Source organism: Clostridium punense (genome assembly GCF_017874425.1).
In the GTDB taxonomy this organism is placed as follows: domain Bacteria; phylum Bacillota; class Clostridia; order Clostridiales; family Clostridiaceae; genus Clostridium_J; species Clostridium_J punense.
In genome coordinates this window covers 1-20,538 of the sequence record NZ_JAGGLL010000055.1, presented here as the reverse complement: position 1 = coordinate 20,538, position 20,538 = coordinate 1, and the positions used below count along the sequence as shown (strand labels likewise).

At 29.4% G+C, this 20,538-nt stretch carries 21 protein-coding genes, 2 tRNA genes and 1 rRNA gene; 7 read left to right on the top strand and 17 right to left on the bottom strand.

Translation table 11 applies throughout. The features are described 5' to 3' along the window. The first annotated feature begins 772 nt into the window (after positions 1 to 772). Positions 773 to 910: a hypothetical protein gene (locus J2Z44_RS20075; protein WP_021282262.1), complete on the top strand. Its 138-nt coding sequence runs from the start codon at positions 773 to 775 to the stop codon at positions 908 to 910. A 383-nt stretch (positions 911 to 1,293) separates the two neighbouring features. On the opposite strand, the gene J2Z44_RS20070 is transcribed toward J2Z44_RS20075, so the two are convergent. Continuing rightward, positions 1,294 to 1,917, bottom strand: coding sequence for a DUF1836 domain-containing protein (locus J2Z44_RS20070; RefSeq protein WP_021282263.1), 624 nt, complete (start codon positions 1,915 to 1,917; stop codon positions 1,294 to 1,296). A 1,033-nt stretch (positions 1,918 to 2,950) separates the two neighbouring features. On the opposite strand from J2Z44_RS20070, the gene J2Z44_RS20065 reads away from it, so the two are divergent. After that, on the top strand, positions 2,951 to 3,193 hold the full coding sequence (locus J2Z44_RS20065; protein ID WP_021282264.1) for an AbrB/MazE/SpoVT family DNA-binding domain-containing protein: 243 nt from the start codon (positions 2,951 to 2,953) through the stop codon (positions 3,191 to 3,193). Positions 3,194 to 3,785: 592 nt separating this feature from the next. On the opposite strand, the gene J2Z44_RS20060 is transcribed toward J2Z44_RS20065, so the two are convergent. The 3 genes from J2Z44_RS20060 to J2Z44_RS20050 all read right to left on the bottom strand — a co-directional run bounded on the left by J2Z44_RS20060 (position 3,786) and on the right by J2Z44_RS20050 (position 6,870). Then, complete coding sequence (locus J2Z44_RS20060; protein ID WP_021282265.1) at positions 3,786 to 4,907, bottom strand: C40 family peptidase; 1,122 nt, start codon at positions 4,905 to 4,907, stop codon at positions 3,786 to 3,788. Positions 4,908 to 5,080: 173 nt separating this feature from the next. Continuing rightward, positions 5,081 to 5,923 (bottom strand): 16S rRNA (cytidine(1402)-2'-O)-methyltransferase, encoded by an 843-nt coding sequence (gene rsmI, locus J2Z44_RS20055; protein ID WP_021282266.1) that lies wholly within the window; start codon positions 5,921 to 5,923, stop codon positions 5,081 to 5,083. Positions 5,924 to 6,129: 206 nt separating this feature from the next. Further along, a complete protein-coding gene (locus tag J2Z44_RS20050) occupies positions 6,130 to 6,870 on the bottom strand; it encodes a tRNA1(Val) (adenine(37)-N6)-methyltransferase (RefSeq protein ID WP_021282267.1) in 741 nt (246 codons plus the stop codon). 360 nt (positions 6,871 to 7,230) lie between these two features. On the opposite strand from J2Z44_RS20050, the gene J2Z44_RS20045 reads away from it, so the two are divergent. The 3 genes from J2Z44_RS20045 (at position 7,231) to J2Z44_RS20035 (ending at position 9,139) form a co-directional block, all read left to right on the top strand. Further along, on the top strand, positions 7,231 to 7,593 hold the full coding sequence (locus tag J2Z44_RS20045) for a CidA/LrgA family protein (RefSeq protein WP_021282268.1): 363 nt from the start codon (positions 7,231 to 7,233) through the stop codon (positions 7,591 to 7,593). Between the two features lie 98 nt (positions 7,594 to 7,691). After that, positions 7,692 to 8,396, top strand: a complete 705-nt coding sequence (locus tag J2Z44_RS20040; RefSeq protein WP_209650006.1) for an LrgB family protein — start codon at positions 7,692 to 7,694, stop codon at positions 8,394 to 8,396. An 83-nt stretch (positions 8,397 to 8,479) separates the two neighbouring features. Beyond that, on the top strand, positions 8,480 to 9,139 hold the full coding sequence (locus tag J2Z44_RS20035) for a type II toxin-antitoxin system VapC family toxin (protein WP_021282271.1): 660 nt from the start codon (positions 8,480 to 8,482) through the stop codon (positions 9,137 to 9,139). 71 nt (positions 9,140 to 9,210) lie between these two features. Here J2Z44_RS20035 and J2Z44_RS22015 read toward each other — a convergent pair whose 3' ends face one another. Further along, positions 9,211 to 9,912, bottom strand: coding sequence for a LysM peptidoglycan-binding domain-containing protein (locus tag J2Z44_RS22015; RefSeq protein ID WP_021282272.1), 702 nt, complete (start codon positions 9,910 to 9,912; stop codon positions 9,211 to 9,213). Positions 9,913 to 10,037: 125 nt separating this feature from the next. Continuing rightward, a complete protein-coding gene (locus tag J2Z44_RS20025) occupies positions 10,038 to 10,301 on the bottom strand; it encodes a YkuS family protein (RefSeq protein ID WP_021282273.1) in 264 nt (87 codons plus the stop codon). A 336-nt stretch (positions 10,302 to 10,637) separates the two neighbouring features. Between J2Z44_RS20025 and J2Z44_RS20020 the strand changes: the two genes are divergently transcribed. Next, positions 10,638 to 11,984, top strand: coding sequence for a serine hydrolase (locus J2Z44_RS20020; protein ID WP_021282274.1), 1,347 nt, complete (start codon positions 10,638 to 10,640; stop codon positions 11,982 to 11,984). 52 nt (positions 11,985 to 12,036) lie between these two features. Here J2Z44_RS20020 and J2Z44_RS20015 read toward each other — a convergent pair whose 3' ends face one another. The 7 genes from J2Z44_RS20015 to J2Z44_RS19985 form a co-directional block, all read right to left on the bottom strand. Further along, the gene (locus tag J2Z44_RS20015; RefSeq protein ID WP_021282275.1) at positions 12,037 to 12,240 is read right to left on the bottom strand and encodes a heavy-metal-associated domain-containing protein; all 204 of its coding nucleotides are present in this window, start codon (positions 12,238 to 12,240) and stop codon (positions 12,037 to 12,039) included. 10 nt (positions 12,241 to 12,250) lie between these two features. Beyond that, the gene (locus J2Z44_RS20010; RefSeq protein ID WP_021282276.1) at positions 12,251 to 13,159 is read right to left on the bottom strand and encodes a PSP1 domain-containing protein; all 909 of its coding nucleotides are present in this window, start codon (positions 13,157 to 13,159) and stop codon (positions 12,251 to 12,253) included. Between the two features lies 1 nt (position 13,160). Beyond that, positions 13,161 to 14,096 (bottom strand): DNA polymerase III subunit delta', encoded by a 936-nt coding sequence (locus J2Z44_RS20005; RefSeq protein WP_021282277.1) that lies wholly within the window; start codon positions 14,094 to 14,096, stop codon positions 13,161 to 13,163. A 68-nt stretch (positions 14,097 to 14,164) separates the two neighbouring features. Further along, complete coding sequence (locus J2Z44_RS20000; protein ID WP_021282278.1) at positions 14,165 to 14,494, bottom strand: cyclic-di-AMP receptor; 330 nt, start codon at positions 14,492 to 14,494, stop codon at positions 14,165 to 14,167. Positions 14,495 to 14,523: 29 nt separating this feature from the next. Beyond that, entirely contained in the window at positions 14,524 to 15,147 is a 624-nt protein-coding gene (tmk, locus tag J2Z44_RS19995; protein ID WP_021282279.1) for a dTMP kinase, read from the bottom strand. Positions 15,148 to 15,587: 440 nt separating this feature from the next. After that, positions 15,588 to 17,030 carry an aminotransferase class I/II-fold pyridoxal phosphate-dependent enzyme gene (locus tag J2Z44_RS19990; RefSeq protein ID WP_209650004.1) on the bottom strand — a complete coding sequence of 481 codons (1,443 nt, stop codon included), beginning with the start codon at positions 17,028 to 17,030 and terminating at the stop codon, positions 15,588 to 15,590. Beyond that, a complete protein-coding gene (locus J2Z44_RS19985; protein WP_021282281.1) occupies positions 17,009 to 17,218 on the bottom strand; it encodes a sigma factor G inhibitor Gin in 210 nt (69 codons plus the stop codon). The genes J2Z44_RS19990 and J2Z44_RS19985 overlap by 22 nt, the downstream gene beginning before the upstream one ends. A gap of 371 nt (positions 17,219 to 17,589) precedes the next feature. On the opposite strand from J2Z44_RS19985, the gene J2Z44_RS19980 reads away from it, so the two are divergent. Next, complete coding sequence (locus J2Z44_RS19980; protein ID WP_021282282.1) at positions 17,590 to 18,744, top strand: zinc-binding metallopeptidase family protein; 1,155 nt, start codon at positions 17,590 to 17,592, stop codon at positions 18,742 to 18,744. Between the two features lie 243 nt (positions 18,745 to 18,987). Here J2Z44_RS19980 and J2Z44_RS19975 read toward each other — a convergent pair whose 3' ends face one another. From J2Z44_RS19975 to rrf, 4 genes are all read right to left on the bottom strand, one after another. Beyond that, the gene (locus tag J2Z44_RS19975) at positions 18,988 to 19,548 is read right to left on the bottom strand and encodes a hypothetical protein (RefSeq protein WP_209650002.1); all 561 of its coding nucleotides are present in this window, start codon (positions 19,546 to 19,548) and stop codon (positions 18,988 to 18,990) included. Between the two features lie 737 nt (positions 19,549 to 20,285). Next, positions 20,286 to 20,359, bottom strand: a tRNA-Cys gene (locus J2Z44_RS19970). A 4-nt stretch (positions 20,360 to 20,363) separates the two neighbouring features. Then, a tRNA-Phe gene (locus J2Z44_RS19965) sits at positions 20,364 to 20,439 on the bottom strand. 8 nt (positions 20,440 to 20,447) lie between these two features. Next, positions 20,448 to 20,538, bottom strand: a 5S ribosomal RNA gene (gene rrf / locus J2Z44_RS19960); the annotation flags it as partial.

The window sequence follows — 20,538 nt, the reverse complement described above, 5'->3', positions numbered from 1 at the left end:
CTTCCCATAATAATAACTCCTTTGATAAGTCTTAGAGTTATTATTGGGAAGATTAAGCTTGTTAATACTTTAAATTTCGGAGTGGTAAATCTATAAGTATCCAGGGTTAAAACTTAGCCTCTACATGAATACTACCCTAGTTCCCTTAAGGGTTTATGAGGATGAATAAGTTAAAATTCCATCATGGAACCCTATATCTTTAAGTACTTAAAAAAAGTGACTTTTGAAACTAGGAATTCATCTTAATTATCCTTTAATGAAGTGTTTTAAATTTCGATTATTCAAAGTACACTTGATCTAATTTGTTTTGGTTTATGTAATTAATATGTCTTACTTTTAATCCCTATATCTATTTCATTACTTTATTAGATTTTATTGTTAAGGCATAAGTGTAATTAAAATTTATATTTTTGATACACTAATAATATAGTATTAAGGCATCTTCAAAAAATAAATAAGTCAATCTACTCGTCTATTCTGTGCTATACTTCGTCAACAGAACCCTTAGATAGCCCCACTATCTAAGGAACCTGTTTCCTTGTCTATCACAAAATAGCCTTCACATCTTGGACTTGTTATTTATTTTCAGATGCCTAACTTAGGAGGTTTTATAATGAAAGTTACTCTTGATGAAAAAACGAAAGAAGCTCTTAGCTCAAAATTAAAAGAGTTCGAAAAATCTGCTGTTAGATTTATGATTAAAGGTTTTGGTTGAGGCGGCCCAACCCTTGGAGTTGTTCTGGATGAACAAAAGCCTGAAGATATATCTGCAATGGTAGAAGGTATTACTTTCGTAGTAGATAAAGATGAAGAATATATATTTGAAGATTCTAAAGTAGTTTATACTAAAACTTTATTTGGAGATTCTTTTAAAGTTATATCTTCAGCAGTAGGAGAAAGTACTTGTTAGTTAATTTAAAAGTAAAAAACTAAATCATTAAAGGGAATGAAAAGTTTAGTAAATTAAATTACCTAACTTTTCATTCCCTTATTTTAAAGAGTTATTATTTTAAATAAAATATTAAACTAATTAATATATCAGCTTGTTTTATTTTCCTAAATCTCTAAATACATTAGTTCAAAGTTTCACATCAAATCTTTATTAGATAATGAGCAAGTTCATTTTGTTAACAACTTTGGAATCAAATTTAGACCGAACAAACTGTGTTTGTTACTCCAAAGCAACTCATCTATGCTGAGCAATTGCCACTTTAGAAGATGGAGACTTGAAGCTTCCAAAATGTTGTTAAAATTTTAGTATTTAATAGCAAATTACTTTAGTGTATTCTATGTTTAATATTTATCACCATACTCTTTCACAATCATACTAACCAGTTTTTTTATATTACTAGCCTGAGCTACTAAGCTCATTACCATTAAAAATACAATTATTCTTTCTTTTTCCTGATCATTAAAATCATAATCTTCAAGGTACTTAAATACAGCTTCCTTATCTTGAGTACTACTATCTAAAAATCCTAAATAAAAGCTTTCCTTTTGTAGATGACAAAACAACTTATAGGTATCTTCCCAAGAAAGTATATCATCAGCTCTATTATTTATTCCATTAAAAGCTAATCTAAATACTTCTTTTACCTCATCTGTGGTAAGTACCGGTCTCATGTAACCCAAAAGCACCAATTGAACTAGGTGCAACTTGGTGTATCCTCTTTTTTTACCATCTTCCGGCTTTGAAATGACTTCACTTTTTATATAATTTTGCAGTATATTGTTAGTGAAATTATCTTGCTCAAACTTATCATTTAAATAATCCTTAACCTGAGATAAAAATAGGTCATATTGTGGCAATTCATCATATTCAATAATACTTTTAGTTGAAATCTCTTCTATCATTTCTGAAATTTTACTTACTACACTGCTAAAACTTTCACTGTTTATCTTATTATCTTTACTCATAGGTACACCTCGTCATATTTTCCTACACTTATATTAAATATTATATGCTACTAGCTAAATCTTTACAAATATATTATTTAATAATATGAACTAATTTCAAAATTTTTTAAAATATCATAAAGTTCGACAATACTATCAACTGAAATTTAATGACATATCAATTGCAATAATTATATTATACAGAAGAAGTTATTAACATTCATAGTAACTTATCCACCGTTGTCCACAAGTTACTAACATAAATTGTGCATAATTGTGGTATTAACTACAGCTATTTTTCTAAATGCTCTTATGAAAAATTATCACATTGGATATTTGTCCACATTACTAACAATTTGCCTGTGTATAACCTGTTAGATTTTATGTGGAAATAATTGCAGCATTCTACAATGTCAGATTTAATTTTTTGTTATTTTGTTGTAATAAATAGAATTTTAATGTTAATTTACAGTTTTTCGTTATAATGAATACTTCTTTGTAAGTTTATGTAATTTAAAATCCACCATTATTTTTCCCTTTTTATGTAAATTTAAATACTTATAAATTTTTCTTTTTTTTTACATTTATTTTTTATTCTTAAGTTCTTATTCATAAATTTATAAATGTTACTGTTAAGGTATCTAAGTTTTAATCCTCAAAAACCCTTATTATACTAATTATTTCACTTACTTGCTTGAAACCGTTGTTATGCTATTCATATTTCGACATATATATAAATTAATTCCATATACTTACTATTTTATAATTTCCAATTAAAATCCTTCCTAATCTTCTTACTTTTTTCTGTTATACCTTTTTATAAATTTATAAAGTCCTGAAAATAAAGGGTTTTAAGGTATTGTAAAATCCTGTATTTTTATATATTAATGTTATTGACATTTGTATTAATTGGTAGTATATTATCTATAGATGGAATTTAGTAGTAATTTTGTAACTTTCTACGAACGCTAAACTATGAATTTTATCTGTTAAATTAAAATAATAAAATTTTTTATATTATTTTGTCGAAATATTACTTAAGGAGGAACTTATTATGAAATCAACAGGTGTTGTAAGAAGAGTGGACGAGCTAGGAAGAATAGTTATTCCAGTAGAATTGAGAAGAACGCTTAATATAGGTGAAAAGGATGCTTTAGAGATATATGTAGACGGTGAGCATATTATATTAAAAAAATATGAGCCTGCTTGCATATTCTGTGGAGATGCTAGAGATGTAATAAACTATAAATCTAAAAATGTATGCAAACAGTGTTTAGCTTCACTAAAAGCAGAATAATTAAAGATTTATTTTTCAATATATAAAACGGACAAGTTACTGATAAACGTTAGAATTCTAACGTTTATTTTTTTATGCTTTTAATTTTATTAATTTAACAACATTTTGGAAGCTTCAAGTCTGCCATCTTCTAAAGTGGCAGTTGCTCAGCATAGATAAGTTGCTTTGGTGTAACAAACACAGTTTGTTCGGTCTAAATTTGATTCTAAAGTTATTAACAAAATGAACTTGTTCATTATTTAACTTAGTAAAGACACTAATGTAATATTCCTACATTAAATCTTCTTACTTATTATTATGATATAACTCTCTACCGTTTATCTCCTTAATTCACTTATGAAAGTTTATTTATGAAACTATTTCTTAACTTATAGATAAACAGCCTCAATCCTTTATATCTCTTTTATGCCTTAAAATTTATTCATCCTAAGGATAAATTAGGTACTATCATCGCATTAATTTTATCTATATCTTTTTTGAGAAATCACTCCTTGGAAGATATCTTTTAAATTAAATTTTATAACTTAAAATAAAATAAACCAATAAGTTACCTTATTGGTTTATTTTATAAAACTTCTAGTTATTATATGTTTTAGTGTCTTCTTCCTTGTATGAAGTCTCTTCTTGTTAACGGTGATATTTTAACAACTTCATTATCTTGTGGTGCATGTATATAGCTGTTATTTCCAACATATATTCCTACATGATTTGCATGGCCACCATATCCAAAGAATACTAGATCTCCAGGTTGTAGTTGATCTCTTGGAACATAACTTCCTGTACTCATCTGATCATTTGCAGTTCTAGGTAAGCCAATTCCATTAGCTCTAAATACATAGCTAGTAAACCCTGAGCAATCAAATGTATTTGGGCCATTTCCACCCCATTGGTATGGAGTACCCAAAAACTTATAAGCATAAGAAACTATTCCATTTCCACTTACGCTATCTGGAACAACTACAGAATCATCATAGCCTCCGCCTCTACTTGGTCTTTGCGATGCTGGCGCTTGCATGCTCTCTATTTGTCTTATAGTCTCTGCTAACTGAGCTTCACTTTCTTTCATAGCGGCCTCAAATACATCCCTATTAGCTTCAGCTACTGCCATAGCTTCATCATGTTCTGATTTTTTAGCGCTAAGCTCATCCATTTTCTTTTGATTTTCAGTTTGTAATGTTACTAATTGAGCCTTTTCTTGCTCTAAAACATTTTTTTGCTCTTGCAGTGCAACCTTTTTCTCTGTTAAACTAGAAACTACTTCTTTATCGTAGCTTATTATTTTCACTACGTTTTCTAGTCTTGAAATAAAGTCACCAACACTCTTTGAGCTTAAAAGAGTTTCTGCATAGCTATCCATACCGTTCATATACATAGCTCTCATTCTTTTATTAAAAAGGTCTTCTTCCTTTTTAATACTTGCCTCAGCAGCTTGTACACCTTCTTCACTGATTTTTATTTGTCCTTCAGTGTAAGTAATCTTGTTGTTTGTAGCTTCTATAGATGCATTAATATCTTCCATTTGTGTGTTAATTGCTTGAATTGCAGCTTCAATTTCATCTACTTTTTCCTGAGCACTTTTATAGTTGTTTTTGTCATCTGATAGTTTTTGTTGTTGTGATGTCTTGTCACTATATGGATCTGCATAGACAGTGGAGCCCATATAACTAGTTGCTAGTGCTGCAGTTAAAGCCAATGCTAATACTTTTTTGTTCAAAAAAAATCCCTCCCCCCTCATTGTTTATCATAATTATAGCATTATATATGCTGAAATCTCAAGGTTTTCCCCATATTTTAAATAAAATCTAATATTAAAGTAATAATTTTGTGGATATATCTTCATAAAATCATATAAAATATCAATTTTATTTCAATATGCTACCAAAATCCCTATAAATCTATAGAGAATTTATATACTTCAGATTTTGATAAATTTCTATCTTTAGCTACTTTTTTAATAGCATCTTTTTTGCTTTCACCCTGGTCAATATACATTTTTATGTGATCTTCAACTGACATACTCTCCCACTTTGAGCTAGCTTCCCTTAAAATTTCTTCTTCACTCTTTCCCTCTACAACTATAACATACTCGCCTTTTCCATTGTTAGACTTATAGTACTCTATGGCTTCACTTAAAGTAGTTCTCATTATATCTTCATAAAGCTTTGTAAGCTCCCTACAAAGTGCAACTTTTCTATTACCTAAATTCTCATGTAAAAACTCTAAGGTACTCAATATTCTGTGTGGTGCTTCATAGAATATCAAAGTTTCTGTCCTATTTACTAGTTCGTCTATTATAGGCTTTCGTTCTTTATTTTCTCTTGGGAGAAATCCCCTAAAAATAAACTTAGTGGTATCAAGTCCAGAGTATACTAGAGCCGTAGTAATTGCAGTAGCCCCAGGTAAAACTTCAAAATCTATGCCTTGGTCAATGCATTTAGATATTATAACACTTCCTGGATCAGATATTCCAGGGGTACCTGCATCACTAATTACTGCTACATTTTGCCCTTGAAGAAGTTTTTCTGTAATAGCTTCACTCTTACCATTTTCATTATGCTTATGATAGCTAATTAAAGTTTTTCTTATATTAAAATGATTAAGTAGCTTTAAACTTTGCCTTGTATCTTCACAAGCAATTATGTCTACTGAGTTTAATACTTCTAATGCTCTTAATGTAATATCTTTTAAGTTTCCTATTGGAGTTGGAACTAAGTATAATTTACCTGTCATTTTATCACCTTGCTTCTTATTTATATATTTATATCTGTTAAGGCATTTTCAAAAAATAAATAAGTCAGTATGTTTGTCTATTTTTAGTTATACTGCGTCAACAGAACCCTTAGATAGTGCTACTATCTGCGAAACCTGTTTCCTTGCCGCATAAGCTTGCTTATGAACTAAAAATATCCTTCACATCTTTGACTTGTTATTTATTTTCAAATGCCTAAGTTATAGATTTCTTTAATTTCTTTAGAATAATCACCATTTTCTTCATGAACATATAAGGGATCATCAAATTTAAAAAATGCTCCCCCATCTCTTTGTCCTTCTATGAGTACTATATTAGGAGCCTTGTTAGGTTTAGGATGAATAAATCTTACTCTTTTCGGCTCAATCTTATGCTTTCTCATAAGGGTTAGAATATCTACAATCCTTTCAGGCCTATGAACCATAAACAATCTTCCATTGTCTTTTAGAAGTACTCTAGCAGCAATTATGACATCCTCTAAGGTGCAACAAACCTCATGTCTTGCTATTGCATTCTTATCGTTAGGGTTTATAATCCCCGAGTTTTGAAGTTTATATGGTGGGTTAACTGTGACAACCTCTGCCTTCTCTAGGGTTTTCAAAAACTTTAAATCCTTTAAATCCTTATGTAAGAAATTTATCCTATTATTTAAGTTATTATACTGTGATGTCCTATTAGCCATTTCAACAAATTCTTCTTGAATCTCTATGCCAGTAATGCTACTTGCTTCTGTTTTTCCTGCCATTATAAAGGGAATTATTCCTGTACCGCTACATAAATCAATAACCTTATTATTTCTTTTTACCTTAGCAAAATTTGCTAATAGCACTGCATCTACTCCAAATCTAAATCCATTTTTCTTTTGGATTACTTTTATCCCTTTAAGTTGCAAATCATCAAGGGTCTCATCTTCTCTTATTAAACTCATAAATATTCCTCTCTTTTCGATAATTGAAATACCTAGTTCATTATATACCATAATCTTAGGTTTTTCATTATAAGGCGGTTTTATTTACTAAAAAAGTAAGCACCTCAAACGAGATGCTTACTTTTTTAATATGGGGGGAAAGCAACATGGAGTGCTTAAACATTACAACGAATATGCAATAATATTAGTAAATTCCACATGTTGCTTTTAAGGGTTTATATTTATGCTTTAATCTGTCATTAATATGATTGACAGATTAATTTGAAAATATACATCAATTTATGAACTTTGTAAAATTTATTTATTTGTTTTATAATGAGTTAGAAATTCATTTTATATTTTAACTGGAGTTGATACTATATGAAAATTTTTAAGGAACTTACTATAATTTTATTTATTACTTTTTTAAGTGAAAGTATAAGCAAGGGGCTTTCCTTGCCTATACCTGGAAGTATTTTAGGAATGTTAATTCTTCTCACTTTCTTGCTACTAAAAATAGTAAGAACTGAATCTATCAAAATCCTAAATTCATATCTCCTAGATAATCTAGCTTTTTTCTTCTTACCTGCAGGTGTGGGTATTATTTCATCCTTTGATCTGCTAAAGGGGAATACCCTAAAGATTCTAATTGTAATCACCACTTCATCCTTAGTTGTTTTATTAGTTACAGGTTATACTGTACAGGGATTAATTTCCTTACAAAACAGAAAAAAGTCTAGCTAAACAATAAATTTAAATCTAGAAAACTAATATAAATTTGGCTACAGTCCAGCTTCTATCTTTATGTTTTTATAAATACTTGATTACTGGAGGAATTATTCATGTCTGAAATATTTAAAACCCCTATTTTCGGGGTATTGCTTTCATTAATTTGTTATCTTATTGGACAAAATATAAATAAAAAAATTAAGATTTCTTTCCTAAACCCACTATTTATTGCAATAACTATAGCTGTTGTATTCTTATTAACCTTTAATATTCCTTTAGAAGACTATAATAATGGAGGAAAAATAATATCCTTTTTCTTAACTCCTGCAACTGTAGTTTTAGCTGTTCCACTTTATAATAAAATAGATCATTTAAAGAAAAACGCATTGCCTATTATTATTGGAATTCTTATAGGAAGTGCCTGTGGAATTATAAGTATAATAATTTTAGGTAAAATGTTAAATCTACCTAAAGAACTTATATTATCTTTAGTGCCTAAATCTGTTACAACTCCAATAGGAATGGAGGTTTCTGAAAATTTAAATGGAATTCCTTCAGTAACTGTTGCCGCTATTATTATAACAGGGGTGCTTGGTGCTATAATTTCTCCTATGATTCATAATATAGCTAGAATTAAAAATAAAATTGCCATAGGAATTTCTATTGGTACCAGTTCTCATGCACTAGGCACTACAAAAGCAGTAGAATTAGGTGAAACTGAAGGGGCTATGAGTAGCCTTTCCATTGGTATAGCTGGATTAATTACTGTAATTCTTGCTCCCATACTAGTTAAACTTTTAAATCAGTTCCTTTTCTAAGGAAGTTTTTAATACATTGTAATAAGTGTACCTTCAGTTTAATAAAATAAACTATATAATATATTAAAGAAGGTATGCTATTTATGGAAATGTTGCTCTATCCCTTTCCCACTGTAACCTTTAGTAACAATACTTCTATACTCCTTGATGCATCATTTCTACTTAGCTTAGTATATGATGATGATGTAAGGCATGCTCAATGCGTTGAGGCATTAAAAAAAATTCTTATTGGAAAGTGTAGACTTTATGTTACTAACATTATCTCAGCAGAAGTCTTAAATCAAATAATGTATAAAATTTTTATCATGGATATAAGGCATAAAATTGATAAGTGTAACCCCTTCAATTCAGAAACAAACATAAGGCAGATATTATCCTGTTTTAACAAATATGATAGAAAAATAATTAAGGATAAAAGACAGGATAAACTTCGGGAGATACCTTATAAAAAATATTTTGATAATCTTTCTAAAAATAGTCTTAAACGTCATTTACTAAAGGTGTACTATAAAACAGCAGTAACTATGCATAATCAGTTAGAAAACACCTTGAAATTTAATTACGTAGAGATAAATAAGCAGTGTATGGCACGAACTAAAGAGCTTATGACTAAAGATTTGCTTTCTATAAATGATGCTACGCATCTTGCAGTATGCGAAAATTATAACATTAATTATTTACTGACCTTAGATGGAGATTTCATCTATGCTGAGAATAGCAAAGTTAACGTATTAAAAGTATAACCCCGCGTTATAATATTGCAGGGTTATACTTTTTCATATTTTACACTGTAACGAGTTACAATCTATTGCTATTACTGTGGTATGTAAATAACATCTCCAGCTTTTATAGCATTAACATCTTTTAATCCATTATGAGCTTTGATTTTTTCAATAGCTTCAGTCATAGCCATTTGAGGGAATTGCTCTTTTGCAATTTTAAATAAGCTATCTCCAGCTTTAATTTCGTATTTCTTACCTGTTTTTGTGTTTTGTGCAGTTTCTTTATTTTCTTCTTTTGCTTTATCTACAGAAGTAGAAGATGTAGCTTTACTTTCAAGAGCTACTTCATAAGGAATTATTAGTTTTTGTCCTACAACTATAGTGCTTTCTTTTTGTAGTTTATTAGTTTTTAATATAGTGCTAATAACTTCCTTAAAATCATGATTTGGCATATATGCTCTAGCTATACTATAAAGAGTATCATCCTTTTGAACTGTATAAGACCCAGTTTTTGTGTTATCTTTGTTAGATTGCTGTCCATCATTACTAACTTCAGTATCCTCAATATTCTTTTGACTATTATCTGTATCTTCAGCTTCATCAGGCGCTTTAGCCTTTTCATCTTCAGTAGTTTTGTTTTCATTTTTCTTAGTATCTGTAGTAGTTTGGTTTTTCTCTTTATCACTGCTAGCAGTAGTATTGTTATCTCTTCCAATATAGCTAACTGTTAAGAAAATGCCTAAAATTACTACGGCACAGGTAATTGCTGTAATTATTTGTTTTTTAAATTTCACTCTTAACACCTCTTTAATTAAAATAAGTTATACTTAAATATTTAACAATTTTATGGAAAATATACATATAAATGTTAATTATTTTATTTTTACTTGAATCATTTCAATGATATTACTTTCAAAGTTTATTCCATTGAATTATCTCTTTCTAGTTGACTTTTTACATCCATAGGTGTAAGTCCACTTGCATTTATCACGGTTGCAGAGCAATCTGCATTTTGAATTCCCATAAAGTTAGAATTTGCGCCTGTAACTATTACTGCGTCAAACTTATTTAATACAGTAGCTGCATTTTTTTTAGTTGAGTCAAATTCTCTTACATTATATCCTTCTTGGTGTAAGTAGCTTTTTAGTGGATTTAACCCCTTTTCAACTGCAATTTTTTTCACTTTAATATCCTCCTTAAATAATAAATAAATATTTTACACCCATAAATCTTGTCATATAATTATTTTTTATTCACATTTTTAAAAATTTCTTAATTTACCCTTAAATATTCTGTTTATAGATAAGTTGAATTCTTTGCGAAAGCAAACTACCTAGCTTTTCTATTATAATTAGCTATTAAATTTACAATTAGAATTAGTTAAATTTTGTAATATTGGTTATAATTTTACCTATCACTATTATTGAAATAATATTAAACTTATTATTAATGCTATTGAATTATATTGAATTTTTTTCTATAATTATTTTAAGTTGTCATATTATGAAGGGAGTTCTAAATGAAAAGGATAAAAAGGAGAAAAAATAAATTAAATGGTTTACTTACATTGTTTCTTCTCGTTGCTTTTATAACTACAAGCTTAATATACGTGAAGATATCAAATAAAAAGGATAGTGAACAATCTACTTTTAACCAAACTAGTGATTCTGCAAAAGCTAATAATGATTCTATGAAAACTAATAATGATTCGCCTTCAATTAATGACGAACTATTAGAAAGCATTTTAGAAGCTTATCCTGAAAAGTTTAAAAATATACTTGATAACAGAGATAAATATGATGTTCAAATTTTGTATACTCAAATTAATAGAAATAATGATGGTACAATTACCTTTACTAAAAATGGATTCAACTTAGATAAAAATAAGTATTTTTATCCAGCAAGCAGTGTTAAACTTGCTGCTACTATTGTTGCCTTAGATAAATTAAATAATTTAAATATACCAGGCTTAAATAAATATACTACCCTTGAAGTTCTTAGTGGCCGTGAAAGTGAAAGTGGTGAAGATGAAGACTTTACTGCTAAAAATGGTAAGCCTAGTATTGCTCAGTACATAAAAAAAGTGTTAGTAGCCAGTGATAATGATGCATTTAACAGGCTTTATGAGTTTATTGGTCAGGAGGCCTTAAATGAAACTCTCTGGAATAAAGGATACAAAGATATACTAATAAGACAGCGTATTGGTGATGGTCCTATGACTGAAGAAAATAGATATACAAATCCTTTTGTGTTTTATGATAGCAATGGCAAAGTTATTTACGAACAACCATTGGTTTATAATTCTACGGAGTATACCAGCCTAATACCAAAGGAAAACACCTTAAAAGGAAGTATGCATGAAGAAGATGGGGACATTATAGATGGTCCACATGATTTTTCCGAATCCAACTATGCCTCAATTGAAACTCTTCAAGAATTAATGAAAGCTGTAATATTTCCCCAATCAGTTCCTGAGAGTAAAAGGTTTAATCTAAAAGAGGATGATATCGCATTTTTAAAAAAATACCTGAGCACATTGCCTAGACAATGCACTTATCCATCCTATGATCTTCCTGACAATTATGCTAAGTTCTTTATGTATGGCTCAACAGATAAATCCATCCCCTCTAACATAAAAATATATAATAAAATTGGAAATGCAAATGGTTATCTAATAGATAATGCTTATATAAATGATACTAAAAACAATATAGAATTTTTCTTAACTGCAGTAGTTTTCTCTAATGAAGATGAAATATTTGCAGACTCTCACTTCAATGAAGATAAAATAGGTATGCCTTTCTTAACAGAATTAGGTAATACTATTTATAAATATGAGCGTAATGGAAGAGTCATAAAAAAATAACTAAAGCACCAAAACTTTTAGGTTTTGGTGCTTTAGTCACTTTAATATTATTTTAAATAACAGTATATCCTTTATCCTCAATTGAGGCTACTATATCATCTATATCTATAAAATAAGTGTCATAAACAATTTCAACTTCTTTATTCTCAGGTCTTATTTGACAAGCAAGAACCCCCTCATTATTAGATATAGCATTTCTGATATTGCTTACATCCTTATAAGTTACCATGTCACAAACCTTAAGTACGGCTTTCATTTTTATCCTCCTAGTTTTCCTTAAATAATTCTTTTATCATATCTGGATCTTCAACTTGACCTTCTAATTCTCTAATATCCACATCACTAATGATATCCTCAAAACTTCCGGAAATTAGTTTCACATCTTCTATCTTAACTGCCTTAATTTCATCCTCGCCATCTTTAACCTTAATTTTAACCTTCACTGATTCTTTAACCACACTATTTGCAACAACTTCTCCAGTGCCATAAGGAGTTTCAACTATGGAACCTACCTTTGGAAGTCTCTTTCTTATACCCTCATAAGTTTCCTGCTCGTAATTTAAGCAACACATAAGTCTTCCGCATATACCTGATATCTTAGTTGGATTAAGAGAAAGATTCTGCTCTTTTGCCATCTTAATAGATACTGGGGCAAACTCACCTAAAAACGTAGAGCAGCATAGGGTTCTTCCACAAGGACCTAATCCACCTGTCATTTTAGCTTCATCTCTAACGCCAATTTGTCTTAATTCTATTCTAGTTCTAAATACTGCTGCTAAATCCTTAACTAGCTCTCTAAAGTCCACTCTTCCATCTGCTGTAAAGTAGAAAATAACCTTATTATTATCAAAAGTATACTCTACATCTATAAGCTTCATATTAAGCTGATGTTTTAATATTTTTTCTAAACAAAGTTGAAAAGCTTCTTCTTCTTTTCTTTTATTTTCAGCATTCTTTTCTATATCATCAGTTTCAGCTTTTCTTATAACATTTTTAAGAGGTGCCACTATGTCAGCTTCACTTATTTCTTTCTTACCAATAACACATTCTCCAAACTCTACGCCTCTTGCTGTTTCAACTACAACGAAATCTCCCTTTTTTATACCTAATTCGTTTGGATTAAAATAGTATATTTTGCCTGCCTTTTTAAATCTTACTCCTATAACCGTTACCATATTAAGCCTCCTGTATTTTAAGTAACATTACTGTAAAGGTCAATGATAAATTAACATTTTTCTCTAGTGTCCTTCTTGTGTCTTCAACAATACTAATAATATCATTTAATTTACTTAATGAAAACATATTAGCCAATTCTTTTATATTCTGTAATTTATCTACATTTATAATTAAATTTTCGTCTCCTACTTCTTTATATATAATAGTATCTCTAAGTATTGTAATAATTATATTAATGATACTTTGCCAAGAATCACTGAGCTTTGTAAAATAATCTTCATATCCTAGCAATTCTTCTGTAGAAACCTTCTTTATATTCCCTAGTATTTCTATTGCTGCTTCTCTTAACTTATTAAAATTATCGTCATGGATAAGTGTTTCTGCCTTTCCAGGTATTCCATCACTAAAAGCCTCAACAACTTTTAGTTGGGTTTCATCTAAACTTGGATATTTTAACTTTAAAAAATTTCTCATATCACTTTCTTTAAGAGGATTTAATCTATGAATTTGACACCTAGACTTTATTGTATCTAGTATACTTTCTAAGTTTTCACAAAGTATAAACATAAATACATTCTTCGGTGGTTCCTCTATAGTTTTTAATAGTGCATTTTGAGCCTGAGCCGTCATCTTATCTCCTTGGTGAATTACAATTACCTTTTTATCTACTTCATAAGGCTTCTTATTTATCTCTTGAATAAGTTCCCTTATGGCGCCAACCCCTATAGACGCCTTATTTTTTTCAACAGTCCAATGTACTATATCTATGTATTCCCTATTTTCTTCTTTTCCAATCAATTTTATTGCAATGGCTGTGGCTAATGGACTTTTCCCTATGCCATCATCCCCTACAAGAATATGAGCATGAGATATTCTATTACTATTAATTGCTCTTGTAAAACTACTAAGTACTTGTTCATGTCCTATAATGCCCATATTTCCCTCCTAAATATTAATAATGTACAATAATCCATAGGATTATTGTACATTATTTGTATAATTAATTATACTCTTAGAAACTTATCTACATCAACTACAAATATAGTTGCGCCCCCAATACTAACTTCCACAGGATATGGAACATATACTCCTGTTGAGCCTGCTACTGGAGATGGTGAGGATACTACTTGCTTTCTTACTTTGCACACATCTTCTATATGTTTTAACACTAGGTCGACTTTTTCCTTTTCTACCCCTATCATTAAAGTAGTATTTCCAGCTTTTAAGAAGCCTCCTGTAGTTGCAAGCTTTGTAACTCTAAATCCATTCTCAGTTATAATGTCAACTAAGTCTCCTGCATCATCATCCTGAACTATAGCAATAACTAACTTCATAACAATCCCTCCTATATTAATTTTATAATTTATATTCCTATCTTTTGTTCTATATGTGTAATAATTTCACGGTGTATTTCTTCTATAGACCTATTTCCATCTATTACTATTATTTTATCATAGATTTCACATATTTTCGAATATCCTTCAAAAACTTTTTTGTGAAAATTATCGCCTACATTCTCTAACCTGTCTAATTCCCTCTGATTTCTTTTTCTTTCTAACCCTTGTTCATAAGGTATGGTAATCATGAAAACTATATCCGCTTCTAATCCTCTCAAGGCAGCTTCATTTATAGATTTTATGGCATCCATTCCAAGTTCTCTTCCAACGCCTTGATAAACCATAGAGGAGTATACAAATCTATCACAAATAACCATCTTACCACTGTTAAGAGCAGGTTTTATAACTTCATCAGTAAGCTGAGCTCTAGAGGCAGCATAAAGTAATGCTTCACACATATCACTCATTTCATTATTATTATTGTCTAAAATTATATTTCTAATCTTTTCACTAATAGCGGTCCCACCTGGCTCTCTAGTCTTTATTACATCAAATCCTTTTATCTTAAAATAGTTATCTAATAGTTGAATTTGGGTTGTCTTTCCACACCCATCTGGCCCCTCTAGTGCAATCAATAATCCCTGTTTCATTTATTTACCCTCCGTAAACATAATTATAGAAGTTAATACAGAATAAAATTTATATATAATTCTATGTCAGCTACTTTAATACTTCTGTGTTTAAAAGTAATCTTTTACTTTTAAAACCTATATATTACTCCATGAACTAATAAACTAATACTTATGTTCATTTAGATCCATCACATAATATCATAAAAAACAATGCTTTCTATGATTTTTTTCTAAAAAGTTATAGAATCATAATATATAAACCATACCAATCATCATTTATACCCGAAAATTTAAGGATGAATCTTTATTTATTTTAACACTAAATTATCCTTATTGAGAAGTAAATTATAGTTTCTATTATTCCTTATTTTATTCTAATCTATTGATTGTTATATAGTACATAATGGGCCATTGGACAGATTTTCTTAATCATATCTTTGATATTAAAATTTGCTTTATTAAAAACTTTCAATAACTACTACTTGGCTACTTTCCACTCCTAATAAAGTTACTTCTTTTTCTTTATAATACTTTATTACCTCAATTGCTTCTTTACTTATCTTTTCTCCTGGCATTATCAAAGGTATTCCTGGTGGGTATGGAACAATTGCTTTGCCACATATTTTATTTTCAGCTAATTCCATAGGAATCAGTATTTTTTTCTTCAAGAAAGTCTCGTGGGGTAGCATTACCATTTTAGGTACTTTAACCTCTAAGGGTATTGTATAAATATCCTTCAGCTGTTCTAAATCACAATTTTCAAGAGCATAGTATAACTTCTCAAAGTCTCTTTCATCATTTGCTGGCGAAAAGATTAAAACCACATTCCTGCTATCACTCATTTCGCATTGAATCTTATTTTCTCTTAGGTAATCTAGTAGCTTATGCCCACTGTATCCTCTTGGAAGATTAATCACATATCTAGTTTTATCAATTAATACTCTATCATCTCCATATACTTCTTCTGTTTTTAAGTCACCTTCATCAATTATATGAAATCCTTCTAATTGATTAATTTTTTCTCTATAGTAATTACATCTAAATAATAATTCTGTATACACCTGCTGCCCATAGGCTTCAATAAAGAACCTAGCAAAGTCCATGGATGCCATGAACATATAAGAAGGGCTTGTACTCAAAAAACTACTCACATAAAAATCAACCTTTTCAGTATCTACATTTCCACTTATATGCAAAAATGAAGTTTGGGTTAAGCTTGGTAATGTTTTATGTGCACTCTGCACGACCATATCCGCGCCTAATTCAATTGGATTTTCTGGCAGTTCCTTGATTGCACCAAAATGTGCACCATGAGCAGAGTCTATAAGTACCTTCATATTATACTTTTTTGTTTCATCTATTATAGCCTTTAAGTCTGTGCATATTCCATAATAGTTTGGATAGGTTAAAACTATTCCTTTTGCATCCTGATTGCCCTTAATTAAACTAAATAAATGCTCCTTATCTATTGAAAAAGGAGCATCATAAATATTACTAACTCTATTTTTAATATAAACTGGTACTAACTTTCTCATTATTATGCCATTATATATAGACCTATGGCAGTTTCTTTCCACAATAATTTTGTCACCTTCTTCAAAGGAAGAAAAAATCATTGCTAAATTACCTGATGTACTTCCATTCACTAAAAAATAGGATTTTTTACTTTTATAATACTTACTTAAAAGTTCTTGTGCTTCCTTTAAAACCCCTTGTGGATTATGAAGGTTATCCAACCCATCAACTTCTGTAACATCAAATTTTATCAAATTATCTAAAATTACTTTTCCCTCTGGAACTGTTGCAAATGCCTTTCCCATTTTGTGCCCAGGCATAGCAAAATAGGAATTATCTTCTTTTATATATTTAAGCAGTTCCTCTATAAGCGGTAATTTTGACACTCCTCATTCACTCCTCTTTGTATAAGCTGAACTATGTTCTTTCTTATACAGTTTTTATAGAACTCATAGAAATCTGTATTGATGTCTGCTTTTAGTAATCTTTCCTCACAGCATTTACAAATTCCTCTTCCATAAATAATTATACCATCTTCTAGAGGCTTTCTACATATAATACAATCCATTTTCATAATATCCCCCTCAAATATTGTTCTTTTTAACTTGTCTTAATTATCGCCCCCTACCCTATATTTTATTCAACTAACATGAAATTTTTATTTTGTCCACAAAAAATATTTCCTGTGACATTTCCTACTTTTTCTACTAAAAGTAACATATAAAACTTATATAGGTTACTACCCTACAAGCTTTAAGATAACTATATTTAGTTTAGATAAAACTAAGTCTATTAAGTATGATATATTCTTTAAATTGAAAGAAATCCACTTAAAATTAATTTAATTAAAATACTAAATCTTATGTTGGTTATACTAATCATATTAAAGTATATTTGCAAAATTTTATTTTACACTAATTATTAAAATAGAGAGGGGAAAATTAAGTGAAAAATAATGTTATTAACTTTTTATTTAATGTAAAGGATGAGATTTTAGCATTAAATAGATTCTTATATGATAATCCTGAACCTTGCTTTAAGGAATATAAATCATCTAAATATATTTCAGATCTATTAAGAAAGCACAAATTTTCTATAACGGAAGGCTTTGAAAATATACCTACTGCCTTTTATGCTAAGGTAGGTAATGGTCATCCTTGCATATGTTACATATGTAAATATAGTAGCGATGGTGAAAATGGCCATGTATTTGGTAATAATTCTAATGCTGCTATTTCTGTTGGCGCCGCTATAGGCTTATCATCTATAATAGATAAGCTTGGAGGAAGTGTAGTTGTTATTGGATGTCCTGGTAAGTATTCTAATGGTTCAGAAATCATTATGACTCGTGATAAGGTCTTCGATGATATGGATGTGATATTTGCACCTCATGTTGATAATTCAAATGCAGAAAGCGGAACTTCCATGGCAACTATTTCATTAAAAATCACCTATGAAGTTAATACTACTAATAATTCTATCTCTAGAAAAACTGCTTTGGATGCTTGTTTATATACTATGAATTTTATTAATGATATTGTAAAGGAAAGCTGTGAGGGATGCTATATTGACCATCTTTGTATTGAGGCTGGAAATAGTAGTCATGAGCTTCCATCAAAAGCTAATATGAAATTTGAAATTAAATCTAAGAAAATTTGTCAAGGTGAAGCTATCGAGAATAATATAAGAAATTATATTAAGGCCATTGAGCCCCTAATATCCACAAAATATGATATCAGCTTATACGAACTTCCTTGTAGTGAACTCATAACAAATAAAACTCTATCTAGAATATTTTCTAATAACCTAAAGGAGCGTGGAATAATAGATATAAATAGCTGTAAAAACGTAGTATATCCCTTAGGCATCGGTACTGTAAGTCATACTACACCAACTATATACCCTTCTATAAACATAGTGGAAAATGCTAATATATCTTGCCCTTCAGAGGAGTTTAAAAATTCTACTGTATCTAGCTTTGCTGAGGAGAATATTTATAAAGCTATAGAAGCCTTAGCAATTACAGGGGTAGATTTTATAGAGAGAACAGACCTAGTTGAGGAGATAACTGCTGAGTTAAATAAAGATTTAAATTTATAGTGTCCATGAATAATTATCTATTTAATTAGAAATCCTAAGATTAATTTAATTATCTAAATTCATAAAATTACAGATAATTAAACTTATAAAGCTATATGATTAGATTTATAATCATAAAACACCTTCAAAGCTTTATAAAAAAACAGATAGTCCATAAAATATTATGGGCTATCTGTTTTTACATCAGAAATACCTATTCTTAACTTCTACAATACATCGATATATTTCATAGGCTATATAATTTTAAGCTTTTAAAACCGTACTGTTTCCGTTATTTACATTAAAATTATCTTGCTGGTGATGAAATACATGCTGCTTGTCCTTTATTCTTTTAACTATATCAACAAGGTCCTTGCTTGGCTCAAAATACATCTTATAGTTTCTGCCATCATGATTATAAACACAACAAAACTTATTAATGTTTAAAATTGAACATATATACTTTTTTGTCTTTAGATTCTTTTTCTTATTAGAAAGTTTACTAATATATCCTATATACTGAATATCGTGTATTTTAATATCCTCAACCAATATCTGTTCTTCACCTTTAAGTTTATGAATAATAAGTTCATCACCAATAATAGAATATTTATATTGAACTTTACATTTTTGGTATTCGTAAAAACCAAATAAAGATAAGCTAACTAAACAAATCACATCCACTATTCTAGAGATCTCTACAGGTATCAATCCCATAACTTCTACTAATTTTAGAAATGATATCAAAAACATCATAGCCAAAAAAAGTATTATAATAACTGGAAGTGTCTTCCTAAAAATTATCTCTTTATACATAGCTCCCATAGCTAATGCCTCCTAAAAAGTTACCCCTAAATTTAATTGACTATTGTATTATACTAATGTTTCACATAAGTTTCTACCTTAACTAATCCCATTTAAACATCACTATCCTTAATAAAACTCAATAAACTGACACTATACCAAACTAATACTATCAATCACAATATATCTTGATATATATTAACTTTGCTTTTAAATGAGAATATTAAAACAATATAAATATGTTTCTTTACATGTTTTTATAACAATTTAAACACTTCTCTAATAAAACTTCTTAGCTTACCATTGAGTTCATAATTAATTTTTTACTCTCTTATAATGTAGAATTTACTTAAGTTTTTCATAATTTAAAAGTGACTTTCTGAATATATAAGCTATATATATTCAGACTCTAAGTATTTTAATACTAAGGAAGTTTTCTTAGGAAGTATTACATTAATTATTATATAACATGGTGATTTTTTTGTTACTAATATTTTATAAATATTATTTAAAATAAACTTATGGAATGATTAATTATATGTTATTGTAAAAGTTATTACAAGCAATAACTTTTATCTTTTATAAAATATAACTGCTTATTTTTAATGAAAGAATTAATGTGAATATTTATTTTTACAAAACTTTGCTGTGAGCCTTAATTATTAGCATCGAAAATTATTAAATTTTTAATATAAAACCTAATTTATGCAATAACTAAATTAAACCAAAAAGACTCACATCATAAGATGTGAGTCTTTTGGAGGCGCCACCCAGATTTGAACTGGGGATAAAGGCTTTGCAGGCCTCTGCCTTACCACTTGGCTATGGCGCCACACTGGTGGCTCGAGCAGGAATCGAACCAGCGACACGAGGATTTTCAGTCCTCTGCTCTACCGACTGAGCTATCGAGCCATACTATGACCTGGCGACCACCTACCCTCCCACAAAGTCTCCCTTGCAGTACTCTTGGCCGTTTAGAGCTTAACTTGCGTGTTCGGTATGGGAACGAGT

Coding starts and splice junctions, on each gene's coding strand:
- J2Z44_RS20075 (WP_021282262.1), top strand. CDS start 773: ATGGTAGAAGGTATTACTTTCGTAGTAGATAAAGATGAAGAATATATA.
- J2Z44_RS20070 (WP_021282263.1), bottom strand. CDS start 1,917: ATGAGTAAAGATAATAAGATAAACAGTGAAAGTTTTAGCAGTGTAGTA.
- J2Z44_RS20065 (WP_021282264.1), top strand. CDS start 2,951: ATGAAATCAACAGGTGTTGTAAGAAGAGTGGACGAGCTAGGAAGAATA.
- rsmI (WP_021282266.1), bottom strand. CDS start 5,923: ATGACAGGTAAATTATACTTAGTTCCAACTCCAATAGGAAACTTAAAA.
- J2Z44_RS20050 (WP_021282267.1), bottom strand. CDS start 6,870: ATGAGTTTAATAAGAGAAGATGAGACCCTTGATGATTTGCAACTTAAA.
- J2Z44_RS20045 (WP_021282268.1), top strand. CDS start 7,231: ATGAAAATTTTTAAGGAACTTACTATAATTTTATTTATTACTTTTTTA.
- J2Z44_RS20040 (WP_209650006.1), top strand. CDS start 7,692: ATGTCTGAAATATTTAAAACCCCTATTTTCGGGGTATTGCTTTCATTA.
- J2Z44_RS20035 (WP_021282271.1), top strand. CDS start 8,480: ATGGAAATGTTGCTCTATCCCTTTCCCACTGTAACCTTTAGTAACAAT.
- J2Z44_RS20020 (WP_021282274.1), top strand. CDS start 10,638: ATGAAAAGGATAAAAAGGAGAAAAAATAAATTAAATGGTTTACTTACA.
- J2Z44_RS20015 (WP_021282275.1), bottom strand. CDS start 12,240: ATGAAAGCCGTACTTAAGGTTTGTGACATGGTAACTTATAAGGATGTA.
- J2Z44_RS20010 (WP_021282276.1), bottom strand. CDS start 13,159: ATGGTAACGGTTATAGGAGTAAGATTTAAAAAGGCAGGCAAAATATAC.
- J2Z44_RS20005 (WP_021282277.1), bottom strand. CDS start 14,096: ATGGGCATTATAGGACATGAACAAGTACTTAGTAGTTTTACAAGAGCA.
- J2Z44_RS20000 (WP_021282278.1), bottom strand. CDS start 14,494: ATGAAGTTAGTTATTGCTATAGTTCAGGATGATGATGCAGGAGACTTA.
- tmk (WP_021282279.1), bottom strand. CDS start 15,147: ATGAAACAGGGATTATTGATTGCACTAGAGGGGCCAGATGGGTGTGGA.
- J2Z44_RS19985 (WP_021282281.1), bottom strand. CDS start 17,218: ATGAAAATGGATTGTATTATATGTAGAAAGCCTCTAGAAGATGGTATA.
- J2Z44_RS19975 (WP_209650002.1), bottom strand. CDS start 19,548: ATGGGAGCTATGTATAAAGAGATAATTTTTAGGAAGACACTTCCAGTT.